The 12,284-nt window shown below is 70.4% G+C and carries 14 protein-coding genes; 2 read left to right on the top strand and 12 right to left on the bottom strand.

Translation table 11 applies throughout. The annotated features are described in order from the left end of the window. Nucleotide 1 precedes the first annotated feature (1 nt). Both ftsY and smc read right to left on the bottom strand, forming a co-directional pair. Nucleotides 2-874 carry a signal recognition particle-docking protein FtsY gene (gene ftsY, locus M3667_RS06930; RefSeq protein WP_251506708.1) on the bottom strand — a complete coding sequence of 291 codons (873 nt, stop codon included), beginning with the start codon at nt 872-874 and terminating at the stop codon, nt 2-4. A 4-nt stretch (nt 875-878) separates the two neighbouring features. Further along, nucleotides 879-4,385, bottom strand: a complete 3,507-nt coding sequence (gene smc / locus M3667_RS06925; RefSeq protein WP_251506706.1) for a chromosome segregation protein SMC — start codon at nt 4,383-4,385, stop codon at nt 879-881. A 435-nt stretch (nt 4,386-4,820) separates the two neighbouring features. On the opposite strand from smc, the gene M3667_RS06920 reads away from it, so the two are divergent. Both M3667_RS06920 and M3667_RS06915 read left to right on the top strand, forming a co-directional pair. After that, entirely contained in the window at nt 4,821-5,108 is a 288-nt protein-coding gene (locus M3667_RS06920) for a hypothetical protein (RefSeq protein ID WP_251506703.1), read from the top strand. Nucleotides 5,109-5,176: 68 nt separating this feature from the next. Then, nucleotides 5,177-6,259, top strand: a complete 1,083-nt coding sequence (locus tag M3667_RS06915) for a GNAT family N-acetyltransferase (protein ID WP_251506700.1) — start codon at nt 5,177-5,179, stop codon at nt 6,257-6,259. 114 nt (nt 6,260-6,373) lie between these two features. On the opposite strand, the gene M3667_RS06910 is transcribed toward M3667_RS06915, so the two are convergent. The 10 genes from M3667_RS06910 to coaD form a co-directional block, all read right to left on the bottom strand. Continuing rightward, the gene (locus tag M3667_RS06910) at nt 6,374-6,664 is read right to left on the bottom strand and encodes a WXG100 family type VII secretion target (protein WP_251506698.1); all 291 of its coding nucleotides are present in this window, start codon (nt 6,662-6,664) and stop codon (nt 6,374-6,376) included. Nucleotides 6,665-6,674: 10 nt separating this feature from the next. Beyond that, nucleotides 6,675-7,079 (bottom strand): YbaB/EbfC family nucleoid-associated protein, encoded by a 405-nt coding sequence (locus M3667_RS06905; protein ID WP_251506695.1) that lies wholly within the window; start codon nt 7,077-7,079, stop codon nt 6,675-6,677. A gap of 14 nt (nt 7,080-7,093) precedes the next feature. After that, entirely contained in the window at nt 7,094-7,645 is a 552-nt protein-coding gene (locus M3667_RS06900; protein WP_251506692.1) for a hypothetical protein, read from the bottom strand. Further along, nucleotides 7,632-8,948: a hypothetical protein gene (locus M3667_RS06895; RefSeq protein ID WP_251506691.1), complete on the bottom strand. Its 1,317-nt coding sequence runs from the start codon at nt 8,946-8,948 to the stop codon at nt 7,632-7,634. Before M3667_RS06895 ends, M3667_RS06900 begins: the two co-directional genes overlap by 14 nt. Then, entirely contained in the window at nt 8,948-9,256 is a 309-nt protein-coding gene (locus M3667_RS06890) for a hypothetical protein (protein WP_251506688.1), read from the bottom strand. Before M3667_RS06890 ends, M3667_RS06895 begins: the two co-directional genes overlap by 1 nt. 63 nt (nt 9,257-9,319) lie before the next feature. Then, the gene (gene mutM, locus M3667_RS06885; RefSeq protein WP_251506686.1) at nt 9,320-10,210 is read right to left on the bottom strand and encodes a bifunctional DNA-formamidopyrimidine glycosylase/DNA-(apurinic or apyrimidinic site) lyase; all 891 of its coding nucleotides are present in this window, start codon (nt 10,208-10,210) and stop codon (nt 9,320-9,322) included. Further along, nucleotides 10,203-10,895 carry a ribonuclease III gene (gene rnc / locus M3667_RS06880; RefSeq protein ID WP_251506683.1) on the bottom strand — a complete coding sequence of 231 codons (693 nt, stop codon included), beginning with the start codon at nt 10,893-10,895 and terminating at the stop codon, nt 10,203-10,205. Before rnc ends, mutM begins: the two co-directional genes overlap by 8 nt. 10 nt (nt 10,896-10,905) lie before the next feature. Then, nucleotides 10,906-11,115, bottom strand: coding sequence for a 50S ribosomal protein L32 (rpmF, locus tag M3667_RS06875; protein ID WP_013586329.1), 210 nt, complete (start codon nt 11,113-11,115; stop codon nt 10,906-10,908). 2 nt (nt 11,116-11,117) lie between these two features. Then, nucleotides 11,118-11,612 (bottom strand): DUF177 domain-containing protein, encoded by a 495-nt coding sequence (locus M3667_RS06870; RefSeq protein ID WP_251507517.1) that lies wholly within the window; start codon nt 11,610-11,612, stop codon nt 11,118-11,120. A gap of 157 nt (nt 11,613-11,769) precedes the next feature. After that, complete coding sequence (gene coaD / locus M3667_RS06865) at nt 11,770-12,267, bottom strand: pantetheine-phosphate adenylyltransferase (protein ID WP_251506681.1); 498 nt, start codon at nt 12,265-12,267, stop codon at nt 11,770-11,772. Nucleotides 12,268-12,284 lie beyond the last annotated feature (17 nt).

Raw genomic sequence — 12,284 nt, 5'->3', positions numbered from 1 at the left:
GTCAGTCGACGAGCGACGAGGCGAACACGTGCGGGGTGAAACCCGTGAGGTCGTTGATGCCTTCGCCCTGGCCCAGGAGCTTGACGGGGATGCCGGTGAGCTCCTGGACCGCGAGCACGAACCCGCCCTTGGCCGACCCGTCGAGCTTCGTGAGCACGAGACCGGTGACGCCGGCGCTGTCGAGGAAGGCCTGGGCCTGCATGAGGCCGTTCTGACCGGTCGTCGCGTCGAGCACGAGAAGCACCTCGCTGATGGGGGCCTGCTTCTCGATGACGCGCTTGATCTTGCCGAGCTCGTCCATGAGGCCGCCCTTGGTGTGCAGGCGACCGGCGGTGTCGACGAGCACGATCTCGGTGCCGGTCTCTTTGGCGTGGGCCACGGTCTGGAAGGCGACCGATGCCGGATCCTGGCCCTCGTGCTGCGGCCGGACGATGGTCGCTCCCCCGCGCTCGGCCCACGTGGCGAGCTGGTCGACGGCCGCCGCGCGGAAGGTATCGGCGGCGCCGACGACGACGGTGCGGCCGTAGCGCTGCAGGAACTTGGCGAACTTGCCGATGGTGGTGGTCTTGCCCACGCCGTTGACACCGACCACGAGCACGACGGCGGGACGCTCGGTGAGGCGCAGCGTCGTGTCGAACTTGGCGAAGTGCTCTTCGAGCGTCTCTTTCAGCATGCGCTGCAGGTCGCGCGGATCCGTGGTGCGGAAACGCTCGACCTTCTCGCGCAGCTCGTCGACGAGCCGCTCGGTGACGTCGGGGCCGAAATCGGCGGTCAGCAGGGCCGTCTCGAGGTCCTCCCACGTCGTCTCGTCGATGGTGGGTTTGACGAACAGCCCGCGCAGCGCGCGGCCCAACGACCAGGAGTTCTCAGCCATTGCTTCAGCTTACGGGGGCGGGTCGGGCGGCACGGTCGCCCACGCGCTGGCCCACCACGGCCGAAACGCCGTCCTGTCGCATCGACACCCCGTAGAGCGCGTCGGCGATCTCCATCGTGCGCTTCTGATGGGTGATGACGATGAGCTGGCTGCTCGCGCGGAGCTTCTCGAAAACACCCAGCAGGCGCCCGAGATTGGCGTCGTCGAGCGCCGCCTCGACTTCGTCGAGGATGTAGAAGGGGCTCGGGCGCGCCGTGAAGATCGAGGTCAGGAAGGCCACCGCCGCCAGCGAGCGCTCGCCGCCCGAGAGCAGCGACAGCCGCTCGATCTTCTTGCCCACCGGTCGCACCGACACCTCGATGCCGGTCGTCAGCGGATTCTCGGGGTCGGTGAGGGCGATGCTGCCGGTTCCGCCCGGGAACAGGATCGGGAAGATCTCGGTGAACGCCGCGCGGGTGTCCTCGAACGCCGCGACGAAGATCGTCTGCATGCGTTCATCGAGCTCGGCGATGATCGTCTGCAGGTCCGCGCGGGTCTGCTGCAGGTCGGCGAGCTGCTCGGTGAGGAAGGCGTGGCGCTGCTCGAGGGCGGCGAACTCCTCCAGTGCCAGCGGGTTGACCCGCCCCAGCTGCGACAGCTTGCGCTCGGCATCCTGCAGTCGACGTTTCTGCGCCGCCCGCTCGAAGGGAACGCCTTCGCCCCCCGTCTCGGGGGGGATGACCTGGTCGGGACCGTATTCCGAAACGAGAATGTGCTCGTCGAGCGCGAGCTCGGACTGCGCGCGCTCGAGCAGGCTCGTCACGTGGAGCTTCTTCTCGTGCATCTGCAGCTCGAGGCCGTGCACGCTCTCGGTCAGTCGCGCGAGTCGCTCGCGCACCACTGTCTCGTCAGCCCGCGCGCGGGTCAGCTCAGCGGTGACGGCCGTGCGGGCGGCCTCCGCCGCAGCGAGCTCGACGCGCGCCTGACTCACCGACCGGTCGATCGCGTCGAGCAGCGCCGGCAGGTGACCGGCAACCTCGGCGGCGACCTCGCGCTGAGCGCGGCGGATGACCGCCCGGCGAGCGGCCTCCTCGGCCGCCGACCGCTCCCGCTCCCGCTGCTGCTCGAGCTGCACGATGCGCGCCTCCCCGGCCCGCACGCGTTCCTTGAGCGTCTCGATGTCGAGGCGCGCCCGCATCTCGACCTCGCGAGCCGTGTCGACGGCGGCGGCCATCCCCTCGCGCGCCGACGCATCGAGCAGGGGGCGCGGCGCCTCGAGCGCCCGGGCGAGGGCCTCGTCGGCTCGGCGGGCGGCGTCCTCGGCCTCGGCGACCGCCGTCTCGGTCTGCGCCAGTCCCGCGGCCAGTCGTTCGCACTCCGCGACGGCGGCTTCGTGACGTACCGTCACGCGGTTGACCTTCTCGGCGTGGGCCGCCAGTGCCGCGTCGTGCTCGCGCAGGTGGGCGAGCGCGTCCTTCGTCTTCTGGCGTGCCTCGGTCAGCACGCGCTGCTCGTCGGCGAGGGCCTCTCGCAGCGAGTCGGCCACGACGACGATCTCTGCCAGACGCTCAGCGGCGGCATCGCGCTCGGCGGCGAGTTCCAGTCGCGATCGGCCCGCACCCGAGCCCGCGCGCACGGTGTGCGCGGTGAGCAGCTCCCCTGCCCGGGTGACCAGCGTCACGCCGGGCTCGAGAGACGACTGCGCCGCGCGCGCTGCCTCGAGGTCGTCGACGATCACCACGCGCGAGAGGATTCCGCGCACGCCCGACGACGCGGTGACGACGTCGACGGCCGGCGTCCCCTCGGCGACTCGTGCGGGCTGTGCCCCCGCGGCATCCGCGATCGCGATGTCCACGACGCCCAGATCCGCCTCGCTCGCGGTCTGCGCCGCCGTGAAGGCCGCCGCAGCGTCGTCGACGAGCAAGCCCTCGGCCAGGCCACCGAGCGCCGCGGCGATCGCCGCCTCGTAGCCGGCGGTGACCTTGACGTCATCTCCGACGAGACCCCGGATGCCGCGGCCTCCGGCGGCGATGAGGTCTGCGGCGGCGTTGCGCACATCGAGGGCGCGGCCGAGAGCCGTCGTCTGCGCCTCGAGGGCATCGCGTTCGCGTTCGGCGGCGTGCAGACGCTCGCGCAGCCCGGCCACGCGCGTCTCGACGTCGTTCGCCTCGCGCTGCGCGCGCTCGTAGGCCGCAGCGTGTTCGGCGCTGGCCGCCTCGGGGGCGACGTCGGGATCGAGCCCCGCGCGCGCCTCCTCGGCTTCGGCACGACGCACCAGTGCGGCGTCCAGCGCCCGCTGCTGTCGATCGACGCCTGCGCGCACCGCGGTGAGGGCCGAGTTCGCGGCATCTGCCGCACCGCGCAGGCTCGTCAGGCGCATGTCGTGCTCCGACACGAGGGCGCTCTGGGCGGCGATGTCGACGTCGAGCGCATCGAGCTCGGCGCGCGATCGCGCGACTCCGCGGGCGGCCTGCGACGCGGCATCCTGAGCATCGCCCAGGCCCGCGGCGATGTCGTCGATCTCGGCCCGGACGTCGTCGATCATCGACTGCGTGACGGTGGGCGCGAACCCTCCCCCGCCGTCGCCGTCGTCGGCGAGCAGGGCGAGACGCTGACCGGCGAGCGTGTAGAGCCCGCGCACGCGCTCCTGCACCTGCTCGAGGGCGAAGGCCACGCTGCGCGCACGGTCGACGGCCTCGGAACGCTGGTCGTTCTCGAGGCGTTCGACCCGCCCGCGAAGCCCTTCGGCCTGCTCCTGCAGGCCGAGTCGCTCGGTGTGCCGCTCGCTCTCCGCCCGCGCGGCGTCGGCGAGCTGGGTGCGCAACAGCACGAGCTCGTCGGCGTACAGTCGCGCCTTCGCGTCGCGGACGACGGCGGCGATGGTCGCCGCCTCGCGCGCGATCTCGGCCTGTTTGCCGAGCGGTTTCAGCTGACGCCGCAGTTCTCCGGCGAGGTCGCTGAGACGGGTGAGGTTCGTCTCCATCGCCTCGAGCTTGCGCACGGTCTTCTCTTTGCGGCGGCGATGCTTCAGGATGCCGGCGGCCTCTTCGATGAACCCCCGTCGATCCTCGGCCGTCGCCTGCAGCACCGTGTCGAGCCGCCCCTGCCCGATGATGACGTGCATCTCGCGGCCGAGGCCGGAATCGCTGAGCAGCTCCTGCACGTCGAGAAGACGGCACGTCTGACCGTTGATCGCGTACTCGCTCGCTCCGGTGCGGAAGAGCGTGCGGCTGATGGTGACTTCGCTGTAGTCGATCGGCAGAGCGCCGTCGGCATTGTCGATCGTGAGCTGCACCTCGGCGCGGCCGAGGGGGCCGCGGGTCGAGGTACCGGCGAAGATGACGTCTTCCATCTTGCCGCCGCGCAGGGTCTTGGCCCCCTGCTCGCCCATCACCCACGCCAGCGCGTCGACCACGTTGGACTTGCCCGATCCGTTGGGACCGACGATGCACGTCACCCCCGGTTCGAGGGCGAAGGTCGTCGACTGAGCGAACGATTTGAAGCCGCGGAGGGTCAGGCTCTTCAGATGCACGTCACCCTCCCTCGATCGACCCGGCGTCTCACGCTAGCCGAAAGGCGCGGAATTCCGCGGCGCCGAGCCGATCACAGGCGTGCGACGCGCCCGGGGACCAGCCATTTCTGGACGAGTGCTTGACATCGGCTGAATGCCTTCGCTAGCGTCGGCAGTCGCAACCGACGTCGAGAGGAGGTCCTCCCATGATTCGCACCAACACCGGCTTCACCGCCACCGGCTTCATCGCCGTTCCCGTGCTCTCCGCACCCGTCACCGGAGTGACCACCGCCGTCGGCATGCCCTCTCGTCTGGGTTGACCCGTCGCGTCGAGACGCCCTGCGTCTCCGCCTCCCGTGAGCCGTCCTCCGACGCCGCTCCCGCCGGATCCCCGTGATCCCGCCCGCGCTTCGCGCGCCTTTTCACTCGCACTCCTCTTCTTCACGGAGCCTCCGCATGAACGCCTTGTTCGCGCGCGCGCCGCAGCACACGACGGCCGCGCCCCCCACCACTCCCACCCCGTCCACGATCACCTTCGACACCACGGCCTACCGGCCGCTGGGCCTGTTCGACCGGCTCTCGTTGCGTCTCGGCCTCTGGCTGCTGACGCGGCACGCCGACCGTGCACGGGCCCTCGACCATCGGGCCGTCGAAGCCCTGCGGGCGCGCGACGCCGCCGCCGAGCGCGATCGCCGCGAACGCGCGTGGCAGAGCGCCGCTGCGTTCAGCCGCCCGCCGTTCTGATCCCGGTGGGGTCGACCACTCGGTCGACCCCACCCCTCCGTCTCCTCCTGCGACATGGAAGTCACGACATGACCACCCTCACGGCCGGCCTCGAGCTCCGCCCCCTGCACGTCCCCACCTCGATCGATGCACCGGATGCCGCGGACTTCCGCGACATGGTGCGCCTGCGCAACCTCATCTACGCCGAGATCTCCGGCCACGACGACGGGTCGATGCCCGCCGACGAGCTGTTGCCGATGTACCAGCCCAAGCCCGACGTGAAGCGCTACGCGTGGATCGTCGTCTTCCACGGGGAGGTCGTCGGCCGCGTCGGCCTCGAGTTCCCGCAGGAGGAGGGCGCCCGCACCGGCTTCTGGCACATCGACCTCCGGCGCTCCGCGTGGGGCCACGGCATCGGCCGCACCGCCCTCGCCCTCATCGAGAGCGTCGCCCGCGAGGAGGGACGCACGGTCCTGCAGTCGTGGGCCGAGCACCCCGCCGCCGAGGGACCGCAGGTCGCGGCGCCGACGGGATTCGGCGCGATCCCCGAAGATCACGCGGCCCGCTTCTTCCTGGCATGCGGCAACACCCTCGAGCAGATCGTGCGGGTGAGCGCCCTCGACCTCGAGGGCTCGCGGCCCCACCTCGAGAATCTCCTCGCTGCGGCTGAGGGAGCTGCGGCCGGGTACCGCGTGGTGCAGTGGACGCTGCCCACGCCCGACGAGTTCGTCGATGCGTTCGCGTGGATGAAGTCGCGCATGGTCACCGACGCCCCCTCGGCCGGACTCGAGTTCGACGAGGAGGTGTGGGATGCCGCGCGCCTGCGCCGCTACGAGCGCGATTACCTCGACGCCGGTCGGCACCTTCTCGTCACCGCGGCGCAGCACGTCGACACCGGTGAGCTCGCCGCCTTCAACGAGCTCGTCATCGGAAAAGACCGCGCGGCCGCCACGCACCAGGAGGACACCCTGGTCGTCGCGAGCCATCGCGGCCACCGCCTCGGCATGCTCGTGAAGTGCGCGGGCCTGCTCGCCTGGCACGAGGTCGCGCCCGACTCGCCTCGCGTGATCACCTACAACGCCGAGGAGAACCGGCCGATGCTCTCGATCAACGAGGAGATCGGCTTCCGCCCCCTCTCGTACGAGGGCGTGTGGAAGAAGGTCCTGGACTGATGGATGGGGGCGTCGGCTTTACTGCCGGTGCCCCGGTCCGCGCGGTCGCCGTCACCTCTCAGCCGGGGGTGGTCCCACGCAGACCGCACCCGCGGGGCGGGTGACCGGAGACGTTCAGAACCCGATGACCGCGCGCGCGCCGTCGACGTCGGCGGTCGCGAGGTCGTCCGCGTACTGCACGGCGCGCGCGCCGGCCGACCTCAGCGACGCCGCGGTCTGTCGGAGCGAGACATCGGTCTGCGCGTGCCGACCGACGAAAGCGGTCTGCGCCTCTCCTGCCCATTCGCCCTGCAGCGTGCGCGAAGCGGAGGCGAGGGCGTCCAGGTCTGCGGAGAGGGCGGCCGCCGAGCTCGACAGCGCTCGCCCCATCGCGGCGATCGCATCCGTGTCCGCTTTCACATGCATGCTCGGCCTCTCATGACGAGTGCGGACGGGAGGGCGGGTAACCCGTGTCGGCGTCGCGACGCAGGCTCGCAGCGATGTCGGACTCGGCGCCGAACAACTCGGCCCCGCGATCGGCGAGACGGCTCATCGCGGCGTGCTGGGCGTCGGCGATGGTTTCGGTCGTCAATCGACCGAGGGCGTCGAGGTCGAGGCGTGCGGCCTCGGCGGCGAACGAGACGTCCTGCACGCGTCCCCCGACGCCGGCGCGCACGGTGACCTCGCCGCGCGGGCTCCGCGCCTCGGCGGTGATCTCGTGCACGTCGTCGGCCAACGCGTGAGCGCGCGCTGTGTTGTCGTGCGCGCGGGCCCGGATCTCGCTCAATCGACGACGCGCGTCCTCGAATCCGGCATCCATGCCGATGAAAGGGTCGGTCATCTCGTCTCCTCGTCTCAGCCCGCAGCGGTCAGGTCGGTCGGAGCGGCCGGCACCGCCCCGGGCCAGTCCCCCAGGCGTTCACGCGCCGGCGAACCGTCGCGCACGCTGATGGCGGCGACCGTGAAGCCGTTCGATCCCGGCACGGGTTCGCGCGGCTCGATCCAGCCCGCTTCGGCGGCAGCGGCGGCCGCGTCGAAGTCTCCGCCGGGGGCGTCCGTCACGCTGATCGAGATCTGCGCGTTCGGCATGTACCCCTCGCGCACCGACCAGGCCGACTCGGTCAGGAAGTCGATCAGAGCCGGGCCGTCGGCGATGCGGTAACCGGGCGCGACGGTCACCGCGATGTCGTAGCCGGTGTTGCCCTTGACGTTCGGGGCGCCACCGCCGGTGATGTCGACCGCGAGGCCGGGGATCTCCGACACGGCGGTTCGCATCTCGCTCAGCGTCTGTCCCCCCGATGGGGCATCGTGCGGGACGTCGTCGCGCCGCGCCTGCGTGCAGGCGGTGAGCGAGGCGATTCCGCCGACGACGAGCAGCGCCGCGATCCATCGTTCAAGACGGGCCATAGTTGATCATGTCCTCGAGTCGGTACTGCATGTCGGCCCAGATGCTGACATCGGAGATGCCGGCATAGGCCCCGTTCGTGTCGCCCCCGAAGCCCAGGCCGCTGAGGATGGTCTCGTCGTACGCCCCGGTCACCTCGAACACCGCTCGTCCGTCCACGTTGCGCAGCCGGAACGCCACTTCACCCGGGTACTCGGGATGGCCGGGCTGGGCAGCGATCACGAACCCGTCGTCGGTGATCTGCTGCACCTGGATGTCGCCGGCCGTGACCCCGGGGATGCCCATTCCGAAGAGCGACGTCTTGATGGTCTGTCCTTCCCCGGTCAGCTGCATGTTGAGCTGCGAATTGTCGCCCTCACGTGAGGGGAGGAAGACGTGACCGAACTGATCCCGGAGCATCTGGTTCAATTCCGCGGTGGTCATATCCGTCGTGCCCAGGTCGTACTCGTGCTGGTACCCCAGGGGGTAGTCCTGCCGGAAGCGCTGGTCGGAGCCGGGATAGGGCTCCGGCCCGGGGTTGTCGATGTCGCCGAAGGTCCCGTCGTTCGGGGCGAGCCCGGGAAGTCCCCCGACACCGGGGATGCTCCCCGGAGGGAACGTTTCGAGCAGCTGACCGATCAGGTTCTCGAGGTTCTGATGAAACGGCACAATCGCGCGGTAGAGGTCGGTGAGCAGACGAACCAGCTCGCGCAGGGCCTGCAGCACGCGGTCGATGTTGGCCACGACCTCGTCGATGACGACGGCGCAGTTGTCGGCGAAGTCGCTGATCGCCTGGGCCTTCTCGTCGAGTTCCCACGGCCAGCTGCCGAAGAGTACGTCGCCGATGACGCCCGCGGCTGACGACAGCAGCTCGAATCCACTGCACACGAGCGAGCGCATGATCTCGACGGCGCGGACGCAGAGCTGCAGCGCTTGGCTGACGACCTTCGACCAGTCGGCGATCGAGTGGGTCCCCGCCGCGAAGAGAGCCAGTGACCCCTCGACCACCGTCGCCGTCAGGCCCTGGACATGACCTTGGATCTGCCGGAGAGCGTCGGAGTAGAGCTGGGACACCTGTTGCACGTCGCCCGCGTAGACCTCCCAGGTGTGGGACGCGTGGTACAGCCCGGCGGGGTCTCCGGTGACCTCCTCGAGCAGGTCCTCGAGCGGAGCGACGAAACGCGCGATGACGGATGCGAATCCCGAGAGTCCGCTGCCGCAGTCGTCGCCGCCCGCGCCGGGGGCGGGCAACTGGCTCTGCCAGCCGGCCGCGGCCAGGACGGACGCGGCGCTGTCCGCCTCGGGCGCCACGGCGACGGCGGACATCAGAGGTCGCTCTCGAGCCGCTGCGCGTCGGCCTGCGCGGCATCCTCCACGTGCTGGAATCCCGACAAGGCCGTGGCGATGCCCTGCGACGTCCGCTGTGCGCGCGCGCCGACGATGGCCGATGCCCCCTCGACGACACCGCCCAGCGCGTTGAATCCCGGAGGGATGAAGGCCGCGAGCGGGCCGAAGGCGAGACCGGGGACGGCGGAACCCAGCGTGCCGCCGGCGGCGCTCAGTGCGTCAGCCGCCTGGGCGAGTGTCTGACGCGCACGTTCGTACGCGTCGCTGTCGACTTCGATCTGTCCCATGCGTTCTCGTCCCCTGAGTCCGTCGGCGTCTGTGCCCTCGAGCGATCCGCCCGAGCGTAACATTCAGCGCCGCTTCTGGCAGTGCGGGCAGAAGTGACTCGAGCGGTTCATGAACGACACCCGCACGATCGGCCGCCCGCATCGCGGACACGGTTGCCCCGTGCGCCCATAGGCGTTCAGGGAGTGCGCGAAGTAACCCGCCTGGCCGTTGACGTTGACGTACTGGGCGTCGAAACTCGTGCCGCCCTCGGCAAGGGCCTTCTCGAGCACCGCCTGCACCTCGCCGAGCAGTCGATTGACCGCCCGGGTCGACAGATCGCGCGCCGAGGTCTCGGGGTGGATGCGCGCCGCCCACAGCGACTCGTCGGCGTAGATGTTGCCGATGCCGCTGGCCGCCGTCTGATCCAGCAGCACGCGTTTGATGCCGGATGCCGTGCGCGCGAGCCGCGCGCGGAAGCGCGTCGCGCTGAATGCGGGGTCGAGAGGGTCTCGTCCGATGTGCGCGACCTGCGTGGGAACCCGCGCGAGCGCGGATCCCCGACCACCCGCCGCACCGTCGGGGGTGTCGACGAGACGGTCGATCGCGAGGGAGCCGAAGGTGCGCTGATCGGCGAAGACGGCCGAGAGGGCGCCATGCTCCGGGTGTTCGAGCTCGATGCGGATGCGCTCGTGCCGTTCCTCGGGGGACCCGGGCAGGCGCAGCAGCATCTGTCCGCTCATACCGAGGTGGGTGACGATCGCCTCGTCGTCGCCGACCGGCATCCACAAGAACTTGCCGCGCCGCACGGCCGATGCGATGCGCCGGCCGGTCAGCTCCGCCTCGAAGTGCGCCGCTCCCCCGGTGTGCCGGGTCAGGGCGCGCTCGTCGCGCACGTCGACCGACGAGATGAGGGCGCCCGTGACGGCGGGCTCGAGACCCGCGCGTACGACCTCGACCTCGGGGAGCTCAGGCACGCGCGTCGAGCTCGCGCCACGCCGTGAGGGCGGCGGCCATCTCGGCCTGCTTCTTGCTCGACCCCTCGCCGGTCGTCGAGACGTCGCCCACCGTCACGGTGGCCGTGAAGCGGCGGTCGTGGTCGGGACCCGTCGCCTCGACGCCGTACAGAGGCGCAGACAGACCGAGCCGCGCGGCGATCTCCTGGAGGCTCGTCTTCGGGTCCATCGCGGCGCCGTAGCGCTCGGGGTCGGCCATGAGCGGTTCGACCAGACGCAGGACCATGGCGGACGCGGCATCCGGACCCGCCGAGAGGAAGGTCGCGCCGATCAGCGCTTCCATGGTGTCGGCGAGAATCGAATCCTTGTCGCGGCCCCCGGTGAGGACTTCGCCGCGGCCGAGCCGGATGTGCGCCCCGAGGTCGATCGTCCGCGCGATCTCGGCGAGGGCGACCGTCGACACGACGCTCGCGCGCCTCTTGGCGAGGCTTCCTTCATCGAGATCCGGATGCCGGGTGAACAGGCGCACCGTGACGGCTTGGCCCAGCACGGAGTCGCCGAGGAATTCGAGCCGCTCGTTGTGCGGGACGCCGCCGTTCTCGTAGGCGAACGAGCGATGCGTCAGAGCGAGTGAAAGAAGCTCGGGGTCGATGTCGACCCCGAGCTTCTCGGTGAGCGCTGCGCGCTCGACGTTGTTACGCGTCACGAATCGCCGATCAGACGTCGGCGACCTTGCGGCCCTTGTACTCGAGGAAGAGCTCGGTGCCCTGCGAGTCGGTGACGACCTTCGCCTGGTGGGGGCGGCTGTAGACGACCTTGCCGTTCTCGATGGTCTTGACCAGCGCGGGGGCTTCAGCCTTCCACTGCGCACGACGCGAGCGGGTGTTGGAGCGGGAGACCTTCCGCTTCGGGGGGTTACCTGCCATGACTAGCTCTTCTCTGTCTTGGGGGCGGCGCGGAGCGCATCGCCGTCGTCTGGGGTGTACTGCTGGAGCGCTGCCCACCGGGGATCGGCAGGCGTCTGCTCCGTGTTGCCGGGGCTTTCCGTCAGCCTCTCGCCCGTGTTCGGGTCGAGCCCGGGGCAGTCCGGCTGACACACCGGCTGGAACGGAAGCGACAGGACAATGGCATCCCGGACCAGATTTTCAAGATCCACGTGGTCGTCTTGAACGTCGTAGTCGCTCGCTTCATCCCCAGGATACGCGAAAAGTTCTTGGAACTCGACTTCGACAGGCTCGGTGATGTCGATCAGGCAGCGTCCGCACACGCCCATGGCCGTGGTGTCGACGGTGCCCGAGACGAGGATGCCCTCGTGCACCGACTCGAGACGCACGTCGAGCTCGAGCGTTTCGCCCTCCGGGATGGAGAGCAGCCCCTCGCCCCACTTCTCGGGGGTGGCGAGGTCGAGGCTGTGCTCGCGCATCTCGCCCGGGTGGCGCTCGATGTCGCGCACGGGGAGCTGGAAGGGTCCGGGTCGGTGGGTTCTCACGGTCGTCAATGCTACCGGCGGGCGCCTGAACGGGGGCCGGGCGGCACGCGGGGGCGAACGCCGGGCGGATCGCTCGGCCTGCAGCGGCGTCTCAGATGCCGCGGGCGCCGGTGTCGAGGAAGCGGGCGACGGCCGGCGGCACGTAGGGCGACACGTCTCCGCCGAGTCCTGCGACCTGGCGCACGAGCGAGCTCGAGACGAGGGCGTGTGCGGGATCGGGCAGCAGGAACACCGTCTCGACATGCGCGAGGTCGCGGTTGACGATCGCCATGGGCGTCTCGTAGGCCACGTCGACCTGCGAGCGGATGCCCTTGACCAGCACCTTCGCCCCGACATCGGTGGCGTAGTCGACGAGCAGGCCCATGCTCCACGCGGCGACGATCACGTCGCCCTCGACGCCCGCCTCCGAGATCGACTGCTCGAGCAGCTGCTGACGCTGGGCGATGGGCAGCATCGCCTCTTTGCCGGGGTTGTGCACCACGAGCACGTGCAACTGGTCGAACAGACCGGCGGCACGACGGATGACGTCGAGGTGACCGAGCGTGGGCGGGTCGAACGAGCCGGGCACGACGGCGATCCGGGGATCCATGTCGCCAGCCTACCGAT

The sequence above is a fragment of the Microbacterium sp. P26 genome, from assembly GCF_023712585.1.
Lineage (GTDB): Bacteria > Actinomycetota > Actinomycetes > Actinomycetales > Microbacteriaceae > Microbacterium > Microbacterium algihabitans_A.
The sequence above is the reverse complement of the archived record's forward strand: the minus strand, read 5'-3'. Positions and strand labels throughout refer to the sequence as shown.

Coding starts and splice junctions, on each gene's coding strand:
- ftsY (WP_251506708.1), bottom strand. CDS start 874: ATGGCTGAGAACTCCTGGTCGTTGGGCCGCGCGCTGCGCGGGCTGTTC.
- M3667_RS06910 (WP_251506698.1), bottom strand. CDS start 6,664: ATGCATGTGAAAGCGGACACGGATGCGATCGCCGCGATGGGGCGAGCG.
- M3667_RS06905 (WP_251506695.1), bottom strand. CDS start 7,079: ATGACCGACCCTTTCATCGGCATGGATGCCGGATTCGAGGACGCGCGT.
- M3667_RS06900 (WP_251506692.1), bottom strand. CDS start 7,645: ATGGCCCGTCTTGAACGATGGATCGCGGCGCTGCTCGTCGTCGGCGGA.
- M3667_RS06920 (WP_251506703.1), top strand. CDS start 4,821: ATGAACGCCTTGTTCGCGCGCGCGCCGCAGCACACGACGGCCGCGCCC.
- M3667_RS06895 (WP_251506691.1), bottom strand. CDS start 8,948: ATGTCCGCCGTCGCCGTGGCGCCCGAGGCGGACAGCGCCGCGTCCGTC.
- M3667_RS06890 (WP_251506688.1), bottom strand. CDS start 9,256: ATGGGACAGATCGAAGTCGACAGCGACGCGTACGAACGTGCGCGTCAG.
- M3667_RS06915 (WP_251506700.1), top strand. CDS start 5,177: ATGACCACCCTCACGGCCGGCCTCGAGCTCCGCCCCCTGCACGTCCCC.
- rpmF (WP_013586329.1), bottom strand. CDS start 11,115: ATGGCAGGTAACCCCCCGAAGCGGAAGGTCTCCCGCTCCAACACCCGC.
- coaD (WP_251506681.1), bottom strand. CDS start 12,267: ATGGATCCCCGGATCGCCGTCGTGCCCGGCTCGTTCGACCCGCCCACG.
- M3667_RS06870 (WP_251507517.1), bottom strand. CDS start 11,612: ATGCGCGAGCACAGCCTCGACCTCGCCACCCCCGAGAAGTGGGGCGAG.